The organism is Lysobacter changpingensis (genome assembly GCF_017308985.1).
Lineage (GTDB): Bacteria > Pseudomonadota > Gammaproteobacteria > Xanthomonadales > Xanthomonadaceae > Lysobacter_J > Lysobacter_J changpingensis.
Map to the genome: position 1 here is coordinate 1 of NZ_JADWPE010000007.1, position 15,066 is coordinate 15,066.

General features: G+C 69.6%; 15 protein-coding genes and 1 pseudogene. 8 read left to right on the forward strand and 8 right to left on the reverse strand.

Annotated features, from left to right (window positions below; translation table 11 throughout):
• Positions 1–182: 182 nt before the first annotated feature.
• Positions 183–632, forward strand: a complete 450-nt coding sequence (locus tag I4U41_RS15785) for a DUF192 domain-containing protein (RefSeq protein WP_206862140.1) — start codon at positions 183–185, stop codon at positions 630–632.
• Between the two features lie 31 nt (positions 633–663).
• Here the strand turns inward: I4U41_RS15785 and I4U41_RS15790 are convergent, their stop codons facing one another.
• Positions 664–855 carry a rubredoxin gene (locus I4U41_RS15790; RefSeq protein ID WP_206862141.1) on the reverse strand — a complete coding sequence of 64 codons (192 nt, stop codon included), beginning with the start codon at positions 853–855 and terminating at the stop codon, positions 664–666.
• A gap of 70 nt (positions 856–925) precedes the next feature.
• Here I4U41_RS15790 and thiE point away from each other — a divergent pair, with 70 nt between their 5' ends.
• Together thiE and hemL are read left to right on the forward strand one after the other, a co-directional pair.
• Complete coding sequence (gene thiE / locus I4U41_RS15795; RefSeq protein WP_206862142.1) at positions 926–1,594, forward strand: thiamine phosphate synthase; 669 nt, start codon at positions 926–928, stop codon at positions 1,592–1,594.
• The gene (gene hemL, locus I4U41_RS15800) at positions 1,591–2,877 is read left to right on the forward strand and encodes a glutamate-1-semialdehyde 2,1-aminomutase (protein ID WP_206862143.1); all 1,287 of its coding nucleotides are present in this window, start codon (positions 1,591–1,593) and stop codon (positions 2,875–2,877) included. The genes thiE and hemL overlap by 4 nt, the downstream gene beginning before the upstream one ends.
• 51 nt (positions 2,878–2,928) lie before the next feature.
• Here hemL and I4U41_RS15805 read toward each other — a convergent pair whose 3' ends face one another.
• Positions 2,929–4,152, reverse strand: coding sequence for an acetylornithine/succinyldiaminopimelate transaminase (locus tag I4U41_RS15805; protein ID WP_206862144.1), 1,224 nt, complete (start codon positions 4,150–4,152; stop codon positions 2,929–2,931).
• A 173-nt stretch (positions 4,153–4,325) separates the two neighbouring features.
• On the opposite strand from I4U41_RS15805, the gene I4U41_RS15810 reads away from it, so the two are divergent.
• Positions 4,326–5,198: an ion transporter gene (locus I4U41_RS15810; protein ID WP_206862145.1), complete on the forward strand. Its 873-nt coding sequence runs from the start codon at positions 4,326–4,328 to the stop codon at positions 5,196–5,198.
• A gap of 3 nt (positions 5,199–5,201) precedes the next feature.
• Here I4U41_RS15810 and I4U41_RS15815 read toward each other — a convergent pair whose 3' ends face one another.
• Both I4U41_RS15815 and I4U41_RS15820 read right to left on the reverse strand, forming a co-directional pair.
• Positions 5,202–6,050 carry an SDR family oxidoreductase gene (locus I4U41_RS15815; protein ID WP_206862146.1) on the reverse strand — a complete coding sequence of 283 codons (849 nt, stop codon included), beginning with the start codon at positions 6,048–6,050 and terminating at the stop codon, positions 5,202–5,204.
• Between the two features lie 85 nt (positions 6,051–6,135).
• Positions 6,136–6,816, reverse strand: a complete 681-nt coding sequence (locus I4U41_RS15820; protein WP_206862147.1) for a protein kinase family protein — start codon at positions 6,814–6,816, stop codon at positions 6,136–6,138.
• A 135-nt stretch (positions 6,817–6,951) separates the two neighbouring features.
• Between I4U41_RS15820 and I4U41_RS15825 the strand changes: the two genes are divergently transcribed.
• Positions 6,952–8,961, forward strand: a complete 2,010-nt coding sequence (locus tag I4U41_RS15825; RefSeq protein ID WP_206862148.1) for a bifunctional DedA family/phosphatase PAP2 family protein — start codon at positions 6,952–6,954, stop codon at positions 8,959–8,961.
• Here I4U41_RS15825 and I4U41_RS15830 read toward each other — a convergent pair.
• From I4U41_RS15830 to I4U41_RS15840, 3 genes are all read right to left on the reverse strand, one after another.
• Entirely contained in the window at positions 8,950–9,537 is a 588-nt protein-coding gene (locus tag I4U41_RS15830) for an LON peptidase substrate-binding domain-containing protein (protein WP_206862149.1), read from the reverse strand. The genes I4U41_RS15825 and I4U41_RS15830 overlap by 12 nt on opposite strands.
• 53 nt (positions 9,538–9,590) lie before the next feature.
• Positions 9,591–10,997 carry a Mur ligase family protein gene (locus tag I4U41_RS15835; RefSeq protein WP_242525317.1) on the reverse strand — a complete coding sequence of 469 codons (1,407 nt, stop codon included), beginning with the start codon at positions 10,995–10,997 and terminating at the stop codon, positions 9,591–9,593.
• A 235-nt stretch (positions 10,998–11,232) separates the two neighbouring features.
• Positions 11,233–11,811: an adenylate kinase gene (locus tag I4U41_RS15840; protein WP_206862150.1), complete on the reverse strand. Its 579-nt coding sequence runs from the start codon at positions 11,809–11,811 to the stop codon at positions 11,233–11,235.
• 188 nt (positions 11,812–11,999) lie between these two features.
• Here I4U41_RS15840 and I4U41_RS15845 point away from each other — a divergent pair, with 188 nt between their 5' ends.
• From I4U41_RS15845 to I4U41_RS15855, 3 genes are all read left to right on the forward strand, one after another.
• Entirely contained in the window at positions 12,000–13,256 is a 1,257-nt protein-coding gene (locus I4U41_RS15845; protein ID WP_206862151.1) for a 6-phosphofructokinase, read from the forward strand.
• A 71-nt stretch (positions 13,257–13,327) separates the two neighbouring features.
• Positions 13,328–13,969 (forward strand): hypothetical protein, encoded by a 642-nt coding sequence (locus tag I4U41_RS15850; protein WP_206862152.1) that lies wholly within the window; start codon positions 13,328–13,330, stop codon positions 13,967–13,969.
• Positions 13,970–13,974: 5 nt separating this feature from the next.
• Positions 13,975–14,439, forward strand: a complete 465-nt coding sequence (locus tag I4U41_RS15855; protein WP_206862153.1) for a DUF2846 domain-containing protein — start codon at positions 13,975–13,977, stop codon at positions 14,437–14,439.
• Positions 14,440–14,509: 70 nt separating this feature from the next.
• On the opposite strand, the pseudogene I4U41_RS15860 reads toward I4U41_RS15855, so the two are convergent.
• Positions 14,510–15,028, reverse strand: a pseudogene (locus I4U41_RS15860) (hypothetical protein).
• Positions 15,029–15,066 lie beyond the last annotated feature (38 nt).

The window sequence follows — 15,066 nt, forward strand, 5'->3', positions numbered from 1 at the left end:
CCGCCCCTCGAAATCCGCCGCTTCAACCGCGCCCCGCGTCAGTGATTCACCTCGGCGGGGCGCGCATTGTGCACACGTGTTCGGGCTTTGGGAAGGGGGTTCGTCGAACTTCATCTATTGACTCGCGCAGGGCGCTGCCGGATGTTCCGCTCTCCCTTCTTCACGCCGCCCCGGAGCCCCGTATGACCGCCTTCCGACTGCTGCTCGCCTGCTGCGGCCTCGCCCTGTCCGGCTGCGCCACCGGCGCGGACGCGCCGTGGGTCGAGGTGGGAGGTCAGCGCTATTCCGTGGAAGTGGCCGACGACGATGCCGAGCGGGCCCGCGGTCTCATGTTCCGCGACGAAATGGCGAAAGACCACGGAATGCTGTTCATCCACGAGCGCCAGGAGCCGCTCGCCTACTGGATGAAGAACACGAAGATCCCCCTGGACATCCTCTACTTCGATTCCGCCCGCAGACTGGTCTCGCAGCAGCGCGACGTGCCGCCGTGCTCGCTGGGCGACGGCTGCCCGCCGTACCCGAGCGACGCGCCCGCGCGCTACGTGCTGGAACTCAACGCCGGCGAAGCCGCGCGGCTGAAGCTGGAAGACGGAACGGAGCTGACGTTCGGCCCCGGGCTCGCGAGCCCCTGATCCGGCCGGAGAATCGGCCTGGAAAGCCGCCTCAGAGCGGCATCATCTCGAAATCGTCCTTGGTGACGCCGCAATCCGGGCACGTCCAGGTGTCCGGCACGTCTTCCCAGCGGGTGCCCGGGGCGATGCCCTCTTCCGGCAGGCCCTTGGCTTCGTCGTAGATGAAGCCGCAGACGACGCACATCCAGGTGCGGAACGTGGTGGTCGCGGCGGTCTCGGACATGGGCGGATAATGCGGGTCTTTGCGGAACGCGCATTGTCCCACCGCGTCCGCGCACACGGAAGCTTCCCGCATGAATCCGCCCCGGCCGCCGCGCGGCCTCTACGCCATCACGCCGGACGAGAACGACACCGCACGCCTGCTGGCGCGCGTGGAGACGGTCCTCGCGGCCGGCGCCACCTGGCTGCAGTACCGCAACAAGGCCGCCGACGCCGCGTTGCGCGAGGCCCAGGCCCGCGAATTGCTGCCGCTATGCCGCTGCCGCGGCGTGCCGTTGATCGTGAACGACGACTGGCGCCTGGCCGCGGCGATCGGCGCCGACGGCGCGCATCTGGGCGAGGACGACGGCGAACTCACGGCCGCGCGCGCGGCGCTGGGCGAAACCGCCATCCTCGGCGCGTCGTGCTACGACGACCTCGCCCTCGCACGACACGCCGCCGCGGCCGGCGCGAGCTACATCGCCTTCGGCGCGTTCTTCCCCTCGCCGACCAAGCCCAACGCGCGACGGGCGACGCCCGATCTGTTGCACGACAGCGCACCGCTCGGCCTGCCGCGCGTGGCGATCGGCGGCATCACGCCGGACAATGCACGCCCGCTCGTCGATGCGGGTGCCGACCTGCTCGCCGTGATTTCCGGCGTGTTCGACGCACCCGATCCCGCGACCGCGGTGCGCGCCTATCTCGACTGCTTCGATGCGCGCCGCGCGCATTCCTCCCTTCAGACGGACATTCCCACGCCATGAACCAAGAACGATCGCACGCCCTGTTTTCCCGCGCCCGCGAACTCATCCCCGGCGGCGTGAACTCGCCGGTCCGCGCGTTCAAGTCGGTCGGAGGCGAGCCGTTCTTCGCGCAGAGTGCGGAAGGCGCCTACATCGTCGACGTCGACGGCAACCGCTATGTCGATTACGTCGGCTCGTGGGGCCCGATGATCGCCGGCCACGGGCATCCGCAAGTGCTCGCCGCAGTCGCGGAAACCATGCGCAATGGCCTCAGTTTCGGCGTCCCCAACGCGCTGGAAGTGACGATGGCCGAGCGCATCACCAGGATCGTGCCCAGCTGCGAAATGGTGCGCATGGTGAATTCCGGCACCGAAGCGACGCTGTCGGCGATCCGCGTCGCGCGCGGCGCCACCGGGCGCAACCGCATCGTCAAGTTCGAAGGCTGCTATCACGGGCACGGCGACAGCTTCCTGGTGAAGGCCGGCAGCGGCGTGATGACGCTGGGCCTGCCGAATTCGCCGGGCGTTCCCTCCGCGCTGGCGGACCTGACGCTGACGATTCCATACAACGATTTCGACGCCGCCACGAAGCTGTTCGACGAAGTCGGCGGCGAAATCGCCGGCCTCATCATCGAACCGATCGTCGGCAATGCGAACTGCATCCTGCCGCGCGACGGCTACCTCCAGCACCTGCGCGAGCTGTGCACGAAGCACGGCGCGCTGCTGATCTTCGACGAGGTGATGACCGGCTTCCGCGTCGCGCTCGGCGGCGCGCAGGCGCGCTACGGCATCACGCCCGACCTGTCGACGTTCGGCAAGATTATCGGCGGCGGCATGCCGGTGGGCGCGTACGGCGGTCGTCGCGATCTCATGGAACAGGTCGCGCCGAGCGGCCCGATCTACCAGGCCGGCACGCTCAGTGGTAACCCGGTGGCGATGGCCGCGGGCCTGGCGACGCTGGACCTGATCCAGGTGCCGGGTTTCCACACCGAGCTGGAGCGCCGCACGCACATGCTGTGCGATGGCCTGGAAGCCGCCGCGAGCGAAGCGGGCATCGCGTTCACCACGACGCGCGCGCCGGGCATGTTCGGCCTGTATTTCCGCGAAGGACCGGTGGAAACGTTCGAGGATGCGAAGGCGTCGGACACCGCGCGCTTCAACCGCTTCTTCCACGCGATGCTGGGGCGCGGCGTGTACCTGGCGCCGTCCGCGTTCGAGGCCGGATTCGTGTCGAGCGCGCATGGCGAGGCGGAAATCGCGCATACCGTCGAGGCGGCGCGCGCTTCTTTCGCAGAGGTCGCGTAACGGCTTCAAAGCGACATCCCCGCACACACGCGGGGATGTCGGCAGAACGTATCAGCCGGCGAGAAACGCCCGCAGCGCCGAGCGCAACCGCTGCAGACCTTCGGCGACATCCTCGTCGCTGATGTTCAGCGCCGGCACGAAACGCAGCACATCGGGGCCGGCCTGGAGCAGCAACAGGCCGTGTTCGACGCACACGTCGAGGATCGCGCCCGCCTTGCCTGCGTGGGCCTCGCGCAGCTGCGCGCCGAGCATCAGGCCGGCGCCGCGGACTTCGGAGAACAGCCCCAGTTCCGCATCGATGTCCGCCAGCGCATCGCGAATCGCGAGCGACTGGCGCGTTACGTTCGCCAGCAACTGCGGCGACGACAATTCCGCCAGCGCCGCTCGCGCCACTGCCGCCGCGAGCGGATTGCCGCCGAAGGTCGTGCCGTGCGTGCCGAACTGCATGGTCTCGGCGGCCTTCTCGCCGACCAGCATCGCGCCGATCGGGAAGCCGCTGCCCAGCGCCTTCGCCAGCGTCACCACGTCGGGCGTGACGCCGTATGCATGACATGCGAACAGATGGCCGGTGCGGCCCATGCCGCACTGGATCTCATCCAGCATGAGCAGCGCGCCGAAGCGGTCGCACAGCGCGCGCAGGCCGAGCAGGAAGTCCGCCGTCGCCGGCGTCACACCGCCCTCGCCCTGCACCGGCTCGACCAGCACCGCACACACGTTGCCGGACGCCATCGCCGCTTCGGCCGCGGCGAGATCGTTGAAATCGCTGTAGACGAAACCCGGCGGCAGCGGCTCGAAGCCCTCGTGGTACTTCGGCTGCGCGCCCGCCGTGACGGTCGCGAGCGTTCGCCCGTGAAAGCTGCCGCGGAAGGTGAGGATGCCGCGCTGTTCGGCCGCGCGGCCCTGCGATGCGGCCCACTTGCGCGCGAGCTTGATCGCCGCCTCGTTCGCTTCGGCGCCGGAATTGCAGAAGAACACGCGCTGCGCGAAACGCGAGGCGGTGACGAGTTCCTCCGCCAGGCGCAGCGGCGGCTCGCTGACGAACACGTTGCTGGTGTGCCAGAGCTTGCCGGCCTGTTCGGTCAGTGCCGCGACCAGCGCCGGATGCGCGTGGCCGAGCGCGTTCACCGCGATGCCTGCGCCGAAATCCACGTATTCGCGGCCCTCGCGATCCCACACGCGCGCGCCGCGACCGTGGTCGAGCACGATCCGGCGCGGCCGGTAGACCGGCAGGTAGTAGCGTTCGGAGAGCGAGAACAGGTCGGACGAGGCGGTCATGGCAGTCGGGTGGGAGACGGAATGCGACATTGTCGCTGATCCCGGCCGTCGCGGCGCCTTCGCCAACGGTCGACTTCCTCGCCTTCGAAGCCCAGCGCGCCGGGAAGATCACGGCAGGAGGTTTGCGTCGCCTGCACGAGCCGCTCCGCACAATCGCCCGCAGGAGGACGCCCATGCCCCTGCTGATGGATCCGCAGCTCCAGCCCGCCACCGAGTCCGGCTGGCGCCGCCGCTGGTTCGACATCGTGTTCCGTCACGACACGCGGCGCTCGCGCAACTTCGACCTTTGGCTGATCGCGGCGATCCTGACGAGCGTCGTCGTCATCATGCTCGACAGCGTGCCGCGCATCCACGCGCGGCACGCGACCGTGCTCTACGCGCTGGAATGGTGCTTCACGCTGCTGTTCACCGCCGAATACGCCTTGCGCCTGTCGGTGGTGCGCAACCGGTGGCGTTACGCGTTGAGCCTGTGGGGACTGGTGGACCTGGCGTCGATCCTGCCGACGTACCTGTCGCTGGTGTTGCCGGGCAGCCAGAGCCTGCTGGTGCTGCGCATCCTGCGCATGCTGCGGCTGTTCCGCATCCTCAAGCTGACGAACTACGTCGAGGAAGGCGGCGTGCTGATGGGCGCGCTGTGGCGCAGCCGGCGCAAGATCTTCGTATTCGTGTGCGCGGTGCTCACCATCACGGTGATCTTCGGCGCGCTGATGTACGTGGTCGAAGGCCCGGAGCACGGCTTCGCGAGCATTCCCACCAGCATGTACTGGGCGGTGGTGACGATGGCGACCGTCGGCTTCGGCGACATCGCGCCGCAGACCACGCTCGGGCGCTTCATCACCTCGCTGCTGATCCTGATCGGCTACAGCATCATCGCCGTGCCCACCGGCATCTATACGGCGGAACTGGCCAGCAGCCTGCGCGAAGCGAGCCACGAAGCAGGCCATCTCGACCGCCGCGGCTGCAAGGGCTGCGGCCTCGAAGGCCACGATCCCGCCGCGCGTTTCTGCCGGCATTGCGGCACGGCGCTGTTGTCGCCTACCGGTTGAACGTCAGCGCGGTTTTCGCGCCAGCTGCGACTCGGTGAGGAACAGGTCGGGCAGCAGGTGCTCGACGTTCGGGTCCACGGCATAGCGGCTGAAATCGGTGATGCCGGCGGCGAACAGCACGTCGTCGTCGATCAGGAAATGGCCGAAGTAATCGTCCGACGGCCGGCAAAGCACGATGTGCGCAGCGTCGGCGACGATTTCCGGCGTGCGGCACAACTCGGGGCGGACGCCGGGGATCATGTTGATCGCGTCGGTGGCGATCACGGTGCGCGGCCACAGCGCATTCACCGCCACGCCCTGCGGGCCGAATTCGGCCGCCAGCCCCAGCGTCACGAAGCTCATGCCCATCTTCGCCAGCGTGTAGGCGGTGTGCGGCGCCCACCATTTCGGGTCGAGGTTCAGCGGCGGCGCGAGCGAGAGGATGTGCGGATCGGCGGCCTTCAGCAGATGCGGAAGGCAGGCCTGCGAACACAGGAACGTGCCGCGGGCGTTGACCTCCTGCATCAGGTCGTAGCGCTTCATCGGCGTGTCGAGCGTGCCGCGCAGCCAGATCGCGCTGGCATTGTTGACCAGGATGTCGATGCCGCCGAACGCGTCGACGGTTGCAGCCACGGCCGAGCGCACTTCCTCTTCCTCACGGATATCGCATCGGATCGGCAATGCCTTGCCGCCCGCCGCTTCGACTTCCTCGGCGACCGTGTGGATCGTGCCGGGCAGCTTGGGATTGGGCACCGCCGACTTCGCGACGATGGCGACGTTGGCGCCATCGCGTGCGGCGCGCAGGGCGATGGCGCGACCGATGCCGCGCGAGGCGCCGGTGATGAAGAGCGTCTTTCCGGACAGGGTGCGCATGGCGCGTCCTCCTTATCGTCGGGGCGCGCCGTCGGGGCGCGCCGCCAGGTGCGCCGGATTATGCCGGCAGACCGCGACCGGCCGGTCAGGGTTTCGGGCCCTGGCCTTCGTTGTCTTCCCATTTCAGCAGGCGGCGCGTTACGAACCGGTAGACCGGCTTGCCGGTGGCGAACCACGCCTCGCGAAGCCACGAATGCCGCTTGAGCACGCGCCGCTCCACCGGCGTGAGCGCGTGCGGGCAATAGGTGCGCTTGTGCTTGAGCAGATGGCGCAGGTCCTCGCGGGCGAGCAGCCGCATCCAGCGCGAACGCGGCTCGCCGCGCGTGGCGAGCTGGAAGTCGATGATCCCCGGGCGCCCATCGGCCAGCACGAGCCAGTTGGCTTCCTTCGCCAGGTCGTTGTGCGCGAGCCCGCGTCGATGCAACTGCTGCAGCAGGCGACGCGCGCGCCGGAAGTACGCCACGTCGCCGTGTGGCGGACGCTGGTACATCGCCGCGCCGTCGAGGTAGCTGCGATCCAGCCGCCGTCCGTCCCAGCGCAGCAGCTGCGGCACGTCCGGCAGGCCGTCCACGCGCTGCAGCGCGCGGGCTTCGCGCCGGGCCAGCCACCACGCCGGAAGCCGCAGCCATGCCGGCACGTGGCGCAGGTCGCGGCGCACGAACAGGCCGCGCGCATCGCGCATCAGGGCGATGCGGCCGAAGCTGTCGGCCTTGAGCGCCTGCACTTCGACGGCCGGGGTTCCGGTCGCATGGAGGGTTTCGGACATCGCGCCAGTGTACGGAATGACGGCGGCGCGCCTCGAATGTGCATGCCCCGACGCCCCGATCCCGGCGGCCACGGCCGTTGGTCACGGTGACTCCCGCCATCGCGTCGTCATGGAGGCGCTGCCTATAATCCTCCGATGGAACCGGCCTGGATCGAAAGCGCGACCGCATGGATCGCGGAACACCCCGTCGCCGCCGGCGCCGCCATCTTCCTCATCGCGTTCTGCGATGCCGTGGTCCTGCTGGGTATCGTCGTGCCGGCGCTGCCGCTGCTGTTCGCGGTCGGCGCGCTGGTGGGGCTGGGGCACATCAACGGCCCGTACGCGCTGGCGTGCGCGACGCTCGGCGCGTTCATCGGCGACGCCCTGAGCTACTGGGTCGGCCACCGGTGGGGACCGCAGTTGCGTTCGCGATGGCCGTTCTCGCGGTATCCGCAATGGCTGGACCGCGGTGAGGCGATGTTCCGCCGGCATGGCGTGAAGAGCATCTTCATCGCGCGCTTCGTGGGCGCGGTGCGTCCCTTCGTGCCGGCGATCGCCGGCATGCTGCACATGCCGCTGCGGCGCTACGCCCTGCCGAGCCTCGTCGCGTGCATCGCCTGGTCGGCGCTGTTCCTCGCGCCGGGCTGGGTGCTGGGGCGTTCGTACGACGCGGTGGCCGCGGTCGCGGATCGCCTCGCGCTGGTGCTTGGTGCGCTCGTGGTCGCCATCGCGCTGGTCTGGGCCATCGTGCTGTACACGTGGCGATGGTTCGCCGACCACGCCGACACCCTGCTCGCCCGCGCCCTGCGCTGGACGCGCCAGCATCCGCGGCTCGGGCCGTACGCGGCAGCGCTGATCGATCCGAACCGGCCGGAATCCCCGTCGCTGCTGATGCTCGCGGTGTGCCTGCTGGCGATCAGCTGGGCATGGTTCACGCTGGTGGCCTCGCTGCTCGCCAGCGGCGGGCCGCTGGCGCTCGACCACACGATCCACGACTTCATGTGGAGCCTGCGCAACCCCCTCGCCGATCGCCTGATGGCGGCGCTGGCGTGCATCGGCGATGCCTCCGTGCTGGGCCCGGCCGTGCTGGTCGCGCTGGCGTACCTGCTGTGGCGCAAGCGCTGGATGGCCGCGGCGCATTTCGCCGCGGCGATCGTGTTCGGCCTGGTGTTCACGTCGCTGCTGGAAGCGGCGATCGACATGCCGCGCCCGCCGACCGCGCCGGCGGGCTTCGGCTTCCCGTCGGTGGCGGTGACGATGTGCACCATCGTCTTCGGCTTCTTCGCGGTGCTGATCGCGCGCGAACTGCCCGGCCGCACGCGCGTGTGGCCGTACCTGCTCGCCGGCGTGATCACCACCGTCGTCGCCTTCGCGCGCCTGTACCTGGGCGCGCACTGGCCCAGCGACCTGGTCGGCGGCACGCTGTTCGGCGTGCTGTGGCTGCTGGCGCTGGGCATCGCGTATCGCCGGCACGTGCAGCGCTCGTTCTGGATGCGCCCGCTGGCGTGGCTGTTCTACGGCACCTTCACCGTCGCCGCGCTGTGGCACGCCCCACGCACGGCCGACACGCTGCTGGCCCGCTTCGACGCGGCCACGCCGACCACGGTCATGGACGACGAGGGATGGTGGCGCGAGGGCTGGAGCACGCTGCCCGCGCAGCGCAACGAGCGCGACGAGCGCCGTCGCTGGCCGCTGGACGTGCAGATCGCCGGGCCGCTGGATCCGGTGCGCGAACGCCTGCAGGCGCGCGGCTGGCGCGTGCAATCGCAGGCCGACTGGATCGCGACGCTCGGCCTGCTCGACGACGATGCCGCCGCGGGCGACCAGCCGGTGCTGCCCGCCACGCTCGATGCACAGGCCGAAACGTTGCTGATGGTGCATCCGGGCGCGCGCGAGGACGAGGAATTCGTGCTGCGCCTGTGGCGCGCGCCGGTGCTGCTCGACGACGGCACGCCGCTGTGGATCGGCACCAGCCAGACGCTGCGCCTGAACAAGCCGCTGGCCGTGGCCGCGCTGTGGCTGCCGGTCAACGACGACGGGCGCGCGCACGCCCTGGTGCGCGAGGCGCTGAAAGACCTGGAGCGCATCGAAGCCCCGCATCCGCACGGCGACACGCCGGTGCTGCGCGTGCGCACGACGCCTGCGGGCGAGGCGTCAGGGAAGTAACGCGAGCAGGCGATCCAGCCGCGCGTGCGGATCGTCGGTCTGCAGCAGCACCTGCCGCTGCGCGTTGTCCAGCGGCAGCAGTTCCGCCAGGCGCCACCCGACCCAGGCCGCATCGTCGAAGCGCGAGTGCGGCGCCTTCGCATGCTCGCCGCCGATCTTTTCCACGATCTGCTCCAGCAGCTTGCCGAGCAGGCTGTGCTCCGGGCGCAGCGGGTCGTCGGGATCGGCGTCGCACCAGCGCACGTCGGCGACCTGCAGGCCGTTGTCGCGCACGCGCACGCGCCGAGCGTGGAACCGCCGCGTGCCGCGCACCTGCAAGGTGAGCAGGCCGTCGTCGCCACGGCCGAAATCCTCGATCACCGCCTCGGTACCGTACGCCGCGGCGCTCGCCGGCGCGCCGGCTTCCTCGCCGTCGATGATCAGGCACACGCCGAAGCCCTTGCCGTTGCGGCTGCAATCGCGGACCAGGTCGAGGTAGCGCGGTTCGAACACGCGCAGCCCGAGCGCCGCGCCCGGGACGAGCACGGTGTGCAGCGGAAACAGCCCCAGCGGTTGCAGCTCGGCGTCGTCGGACATCGCGCGCAGTGTAGGACCGGACGGGTGCCCGCGATGCGAAGGCGTGCCGCGCGTCAGCGCGCGGCCGTTTCCTTCAGCGCGGCCAGGAAGCGGCGCGGCGCACCGTCGAAGCCGCCGTTGGACATGAACACGACGTGGTCGCCCTCGCGCACGCGTTCGCGCAGGACGGCGATCAGCGCGTCCGCATCCGGCACGGCGATGCCTTCGTTGCGCAGCGCGGACACGACCTTGCCCGCGTCCCACGCGAGTTCCGGACGATGCAGGAACACCACCGTGTCCGCGAGGTCGAGCGACGGTGCCAGCGCATCGGCATGCGCGCCCAGGCGCATCGAATTGCTGCGCGGCTCCATCGCGACCACGATCCGCGCATCGCCGACCTTCGCGCGCAGGCCGGCGAGCGTCGTCGCGATCGCCGTCGGGTGGTGCGCGAAATCGTCGTAAACGGTGACGCCCTGTGCCTGGCCGATGACTTCCAGCCGGCGCTTCACGCTGCGGAAATCCGCGAGCGACGCCAGGATGCCGGACACGTCCACGCCCACTGCATTCGCCGCGGCAAGCGCGGCCAGCGCGTTCATCGCGTTGTGGCGGCCGAGCAGCGGCCAGCGCACTTCGCCCAGTTCGATGCCGCGATGCACGACCGCGAAATGGCTGCCGTCCTGCGCGATCAGGCGCGCGGTCCAGTCGAACGCGGCGCGCGCGGCGGTGCGATCGTCGGCGCGATCGCCATGGCTGCCCTCGCCGGTGGCGGCGGGCAGCAGGCTGGCGTCGAGGCCGAAGGTTTCCACCGGCGTCCAGCAGCCCATCGCCAGCACTTCGGCCAGATGCCTGTCCTCGCCGTTGACGATCAACCGTCCACGGCGCGGCACGGTGCGCACCAGATGATGGAACTGGCGCTGGATCGCGGCCACGTCCGGGAAGACGTCGGCGTGGTCGTACTCGAGGTTGTTGAGGATCGCCACCAGCGGGCGGTAGTGCACGAACTTGCTGCGTTTGTCGAAGAACGCCGTGTCGTACTCGTCGGCCTCGACCACGAATTCGCGCCCCGCGCCGACGCGCGCGGACACGCCGAAGTCCTCGGCGACGCCGCCGATCAGGAAGCCCGGCTCGCGCCCGGCCGCCTGCAGCAGGAAGGTGAGGATGGTGGTGGTGGTGGTCTTGCCGTGCGTGCCGGCGACGGCGAGCGTGTCGCGACCGGGCAGCAGGTTCTCGCTGAGCCATTGCGCGCCGGAGGTGTAGCGCCGTCCGTCGTCGAGCACCTGCTCCACCGCCGCGTTGCCGCGCGAGAGCGCGTTGCCCACGACGATCTGTTCGCAATCGGCGCCGATGTGTTCGGGCGTGTAGCCCTGCTTCAGCGCGATGCCGAGGCTTTCCAGCTGCGTGGACATCGGCGGATACACCGCCTGGTCGCTGCCTTCGACCTCATGCCCGAGTTCGCGCGCGAGCGCGGCGACGCCGCCCATGAAAGTGCCGGCGATGCCCAGAATATGAATCTTCAAGATCGAGACTTCCCGAACGTTCGCAACAGCGTCAACGAAGATGGCACCGCGCGGCCATCACTCCCCCTCTCCCGCCTGCGGGAGAGGCCGAGGGGTGAGGAAGGCGGCCGGTCGCGCCGGTCGAAGCGCATGGGCGGTCGTCCTCACCCCATACATCGCGGAGTTCACCGCTGAAGCAGTGCCGCGCAAGCGGCCTGCTTCACCCGACCTCTTTCGCCGGCTGCAGCGCTTCGACGATCCGCGTGAACACCTCATCCAGCGACCCCACGCCGTCCACCACGGTCAGCTGTCCGTGCTGGCGGTAGAAATCGACCACCGGCGCGGTCTGGTCGTTGTAGACCTTCAGGCGCGTGCGCACCGACTCCGGGCTGTCGTCGGCGCGACCTTCGGCCTTGGCGCGGCCGGCGATGCGCTCGACCAGCATCTCGGTCGGCACTTCCAGCTGCACGGCGTAATCCATCGGCTGGCCGATGCGCTGCAACAGCCGGTCCAGCGCCGCGGCCTGCGCGAGGTTGCGCGGATAGCCGTCGAGGATGAAGCCGCCCTTCGTGTCGTCGCGCGAGAAGCGGTCTTCGAGCATGCCGAGCAGGATCTCGTCGCTGACGAGGTTGCCCGAGGCCATGATCTCCTTCGCCTCCAGGCCCAGCTTGCTGCCCGCGGCCACTTCGGCGCGCAGCAGGTCGCCGGTGGAAATGTGCGGGACCTGCAGATGCTCCTTGAGGCGCGCGGCCTGCGTGCCCTTGCCGGAGCCGGGCGCGCCCAGAAGTACCAATCGCATCAACATCACTCCTAGAACGGGAAAATGGTGCGGCCGAAGGGCCGGCGGACACGGGTCAGGCCCCGTCCGCCTCCCGCCGGCCGGCGCTACACTCGCAGCGCCCTGCCCGGCGGGCACATGGTGCGGCCACTTTACCGCATCCTGCCCGGCCCCCCTCACCCGATCCGACCACGGACCTGGAATCGCACATGCCCTCCGGAACCCTGCTTTACGCGCAGTCGGGCGGCGTCACCGCCGTCATCAACGCCACCGCCTCCGCGGTGATCCACGCCGCGCGGGCCCGCAAGGTCCGCGTGCTCGCCGGTCGCAACGGCATCCTCGGCGTGCTGCGCGAGGAGCTGATCGACACCTCGAAGGAATCGGCGCTGGCGATCCGCCGACTCGCGCATACCCCGGGCGGCGCCTTCGGTTCGTGCCGGGTGAAGCTGAAATCGCTGGAGCAGGACCGCGCCCGCTACGAGCGTCTGCTCGAGGTCTTCCGCGCGCACGACGTGCGCTGGTTCCTCTACAACGGCGGCAACGATTCGGCCGATACCGCGCTGAAGGTGTCGCAGCTCGCGGCGGAGTTCGACTACCCGCTCACCTGCGTCGGCGTGCCGAAGACGGTCGACAACGATCTGGCCGTCACCGATTGCTGCCCGGGTTTTGGCTCGGTCGCCAAGTTCACCGCGGTGTCGGTGCGCGAATGCGCGCTCGACGTCGCCGCGATGGCCGACACGTCCACGAAGGTGTTCGTCTACGAGGCGATGGGCCGGCATGCGGGCTGGATCGCGGCCTCGGCGGGCCTGGCCGGCGAAGGCGAGGACGCCGCCCCGCACCTGATCCTTTTTCCCGAACGCCCGTATGACGAGGCGGATTTCTTCGCGAAGGTGAAAGCCACGGTCGAACGCGTCGGCTACTGCGTCGTCGTCGCCAGCGAAGGCATCCAGACCGCCGACGGCCGGTTCGTCGCCGACGCGGGCGGCGGCAAGGATTCCTTCGGCCACACGCAGCTCGGCGGCGTGGCGTCGTTCCTGGCGGGCCGCGTCAAGGACGCGCTCGGCTACAAAGTGCACTGGGCGCTGCCGGATTACCTGCAGCGATCGGCACGCCACCTCGCGTCCAAGACCGACCTCGACCAGGCCCAGGCCGTCGGCCGCAAGGCGGTGGAGTTCGCGCTCAAGGGCATGAATTCGGTGATGCCTGTGATCGTGCGCACGTCGGACGCGCCGTATCGCTGGAAGGTCGAAGCCGCCCCGCTGTCGAAGGTCGCGAACCACGAGAAGAAGATGCCGGCGGACTTCATCCGCAAGGACGGCTACGGCATCACCGCGCAGGCGCGGCGTTACCTCGAACCGCTGATCCGCGGCGAGGCGCCGCCGCCGTACGGACGCGATGGGCTGCCCAAGTACGTGTCGCTGAAGAACACGCTGGTCGCCAGGAAACTTCCCCCCTTGGCCGAATGACACGCATCCACTAGCCTTGCCGCACGCCAGCTGCGGGGGGCAGTGGGATGCACCGTTCGTCATGGATGCTGATGGCCGCGCTGGCCATCGGCAGCGCACGCGCGCAATCGCTTCCGGCGCCGGATCCGGCCTCGATGACGGAATCCGCCGCGGCAACCCCGTCCTCCGCGACACTCCCGGATTGCGTGCAGTTGTGCGCGGGCCAGCCCGTCGAGATCGAACTGCTCGAAGCCGTGAGCTCCGAGCGCCATCGCAATGGCGACCGGTTCCGGATCGCGCTGGCCGAACCGCTGATGTTCGACGGCACCGTGATCGTCCCGGCCGGCACGACCGGCATCGGCGAGGTGATCCACGCGTCCTCGTCCCGCGCCGGCGGAAAGCCGGGGGAACTCCTCCTCGCCGCGCGCCATCTCGAACTCGCCGACGGCACCCTGCCCCTGCGTGCGATGAAGCTCAGCGCACGCGGCAAGGACAAGGCCGCCGCGGCGCTGGCGACCTCCTTCGTTGCGGGGCCCTTCGCGATGTTCGTGCACGGCCGCGAGATCGAGATCCCGCCCGGCACCCGCGCGCACGCGAAGCTCGCGCGGGACATCGATCCTGCTCGGATCGCAACACAGCCTGCCGAGCCGCACGCGCAGGACATGGCGGCGCCGCCCACCCCATCCCCACACCCGACCACACAGGACACCGCGGTGTCCGATCCCAAGGAGTGATCCACATGCGTCACATGTTTTCCCGTGCCCTCGCGGTCGCCGTGCTGATGTCGCCGGTCCTCGCGTTCGCCGCCGATACCGTGGCCGACGCTCCGGCCGCCGCGACCAGCGCCGCGCCGGCCGCGAACACACTCATCGCCGCCGCGCCGCAGGACAAGGGCCAGATCGTGTTCTTCCGCGAATCCAAGTTCGTCGGCGGCGCCATCGGCTTCAAGGTCCGCGAAGGCGAAACCGAGCTGGGCAAGCTGCGCAGCGGCAAGTACTTCGTCGCGACGGTCGAGCCGGGCAAGCACGAGTACAACGTGCACGGCGAAACCAAGGACGTGCTGACGATGGAAATCGAAGCCGGCGAGACCTATTACGTGCAGGCGTCCATCGGCATGGGCATCGTTGCGGGCCGGCCGAACCTGTCGCCCTCCGACGAAGCGACGTTCCTGTCGATGTCGAACAAGCTCAAGCCCGCGAAGTAACGGCTTGCGTTGATCGATACGCGAAGGGGCCCTTGCGGGCCCCTTTGTCGTTCTACGATTCCCCAACCGGTCAGCGCCCGCAGGCCGCGCCTTCGACTTCCATCTGCGCCGCATACATCGGGATGGCGTCGAGCTGGCCCGCCTTCGCCTTTTGCGACTGCTCCTCCAGATAGATCCGCTGCTGGCCCTGGCCGTCGAGCCTGGGCGTCTTGTCGACCGGCTTGCGCCACACGTGCACGACCGCCTGTTGCGATGGGCACGCGGCGTTCGGCACGCGGATAACGTCGTTGAGCACCCATCCGTTCTCCGCCGGCTTCGCCTTCGCCGCATCGACGAAACGCGCGCGCGGCTGGCACTGCGGGGAAATGCGCACGACGGCGAAGGTGTACGGATCGTTCGGCTGGCCGGTGAACATGCCTTCCAGCCGCGCGCAGGCTTCGGGAATCTAGCGCAGCGTGTGGACGGCGTTCTGCGCCTGCGCCTGCACCGGGCCGCGCGCGATTTCCGGCTTCGGGTCGGCGTTCGGACCGGCCTTGGGCGGGGCCGCCAGCACCGGCAGCGTGAACGCAAGGAGAAGAAGCGGCAGCATTCGCATGGCAGCGGGACGACTTTTACGTGACGGGGAGC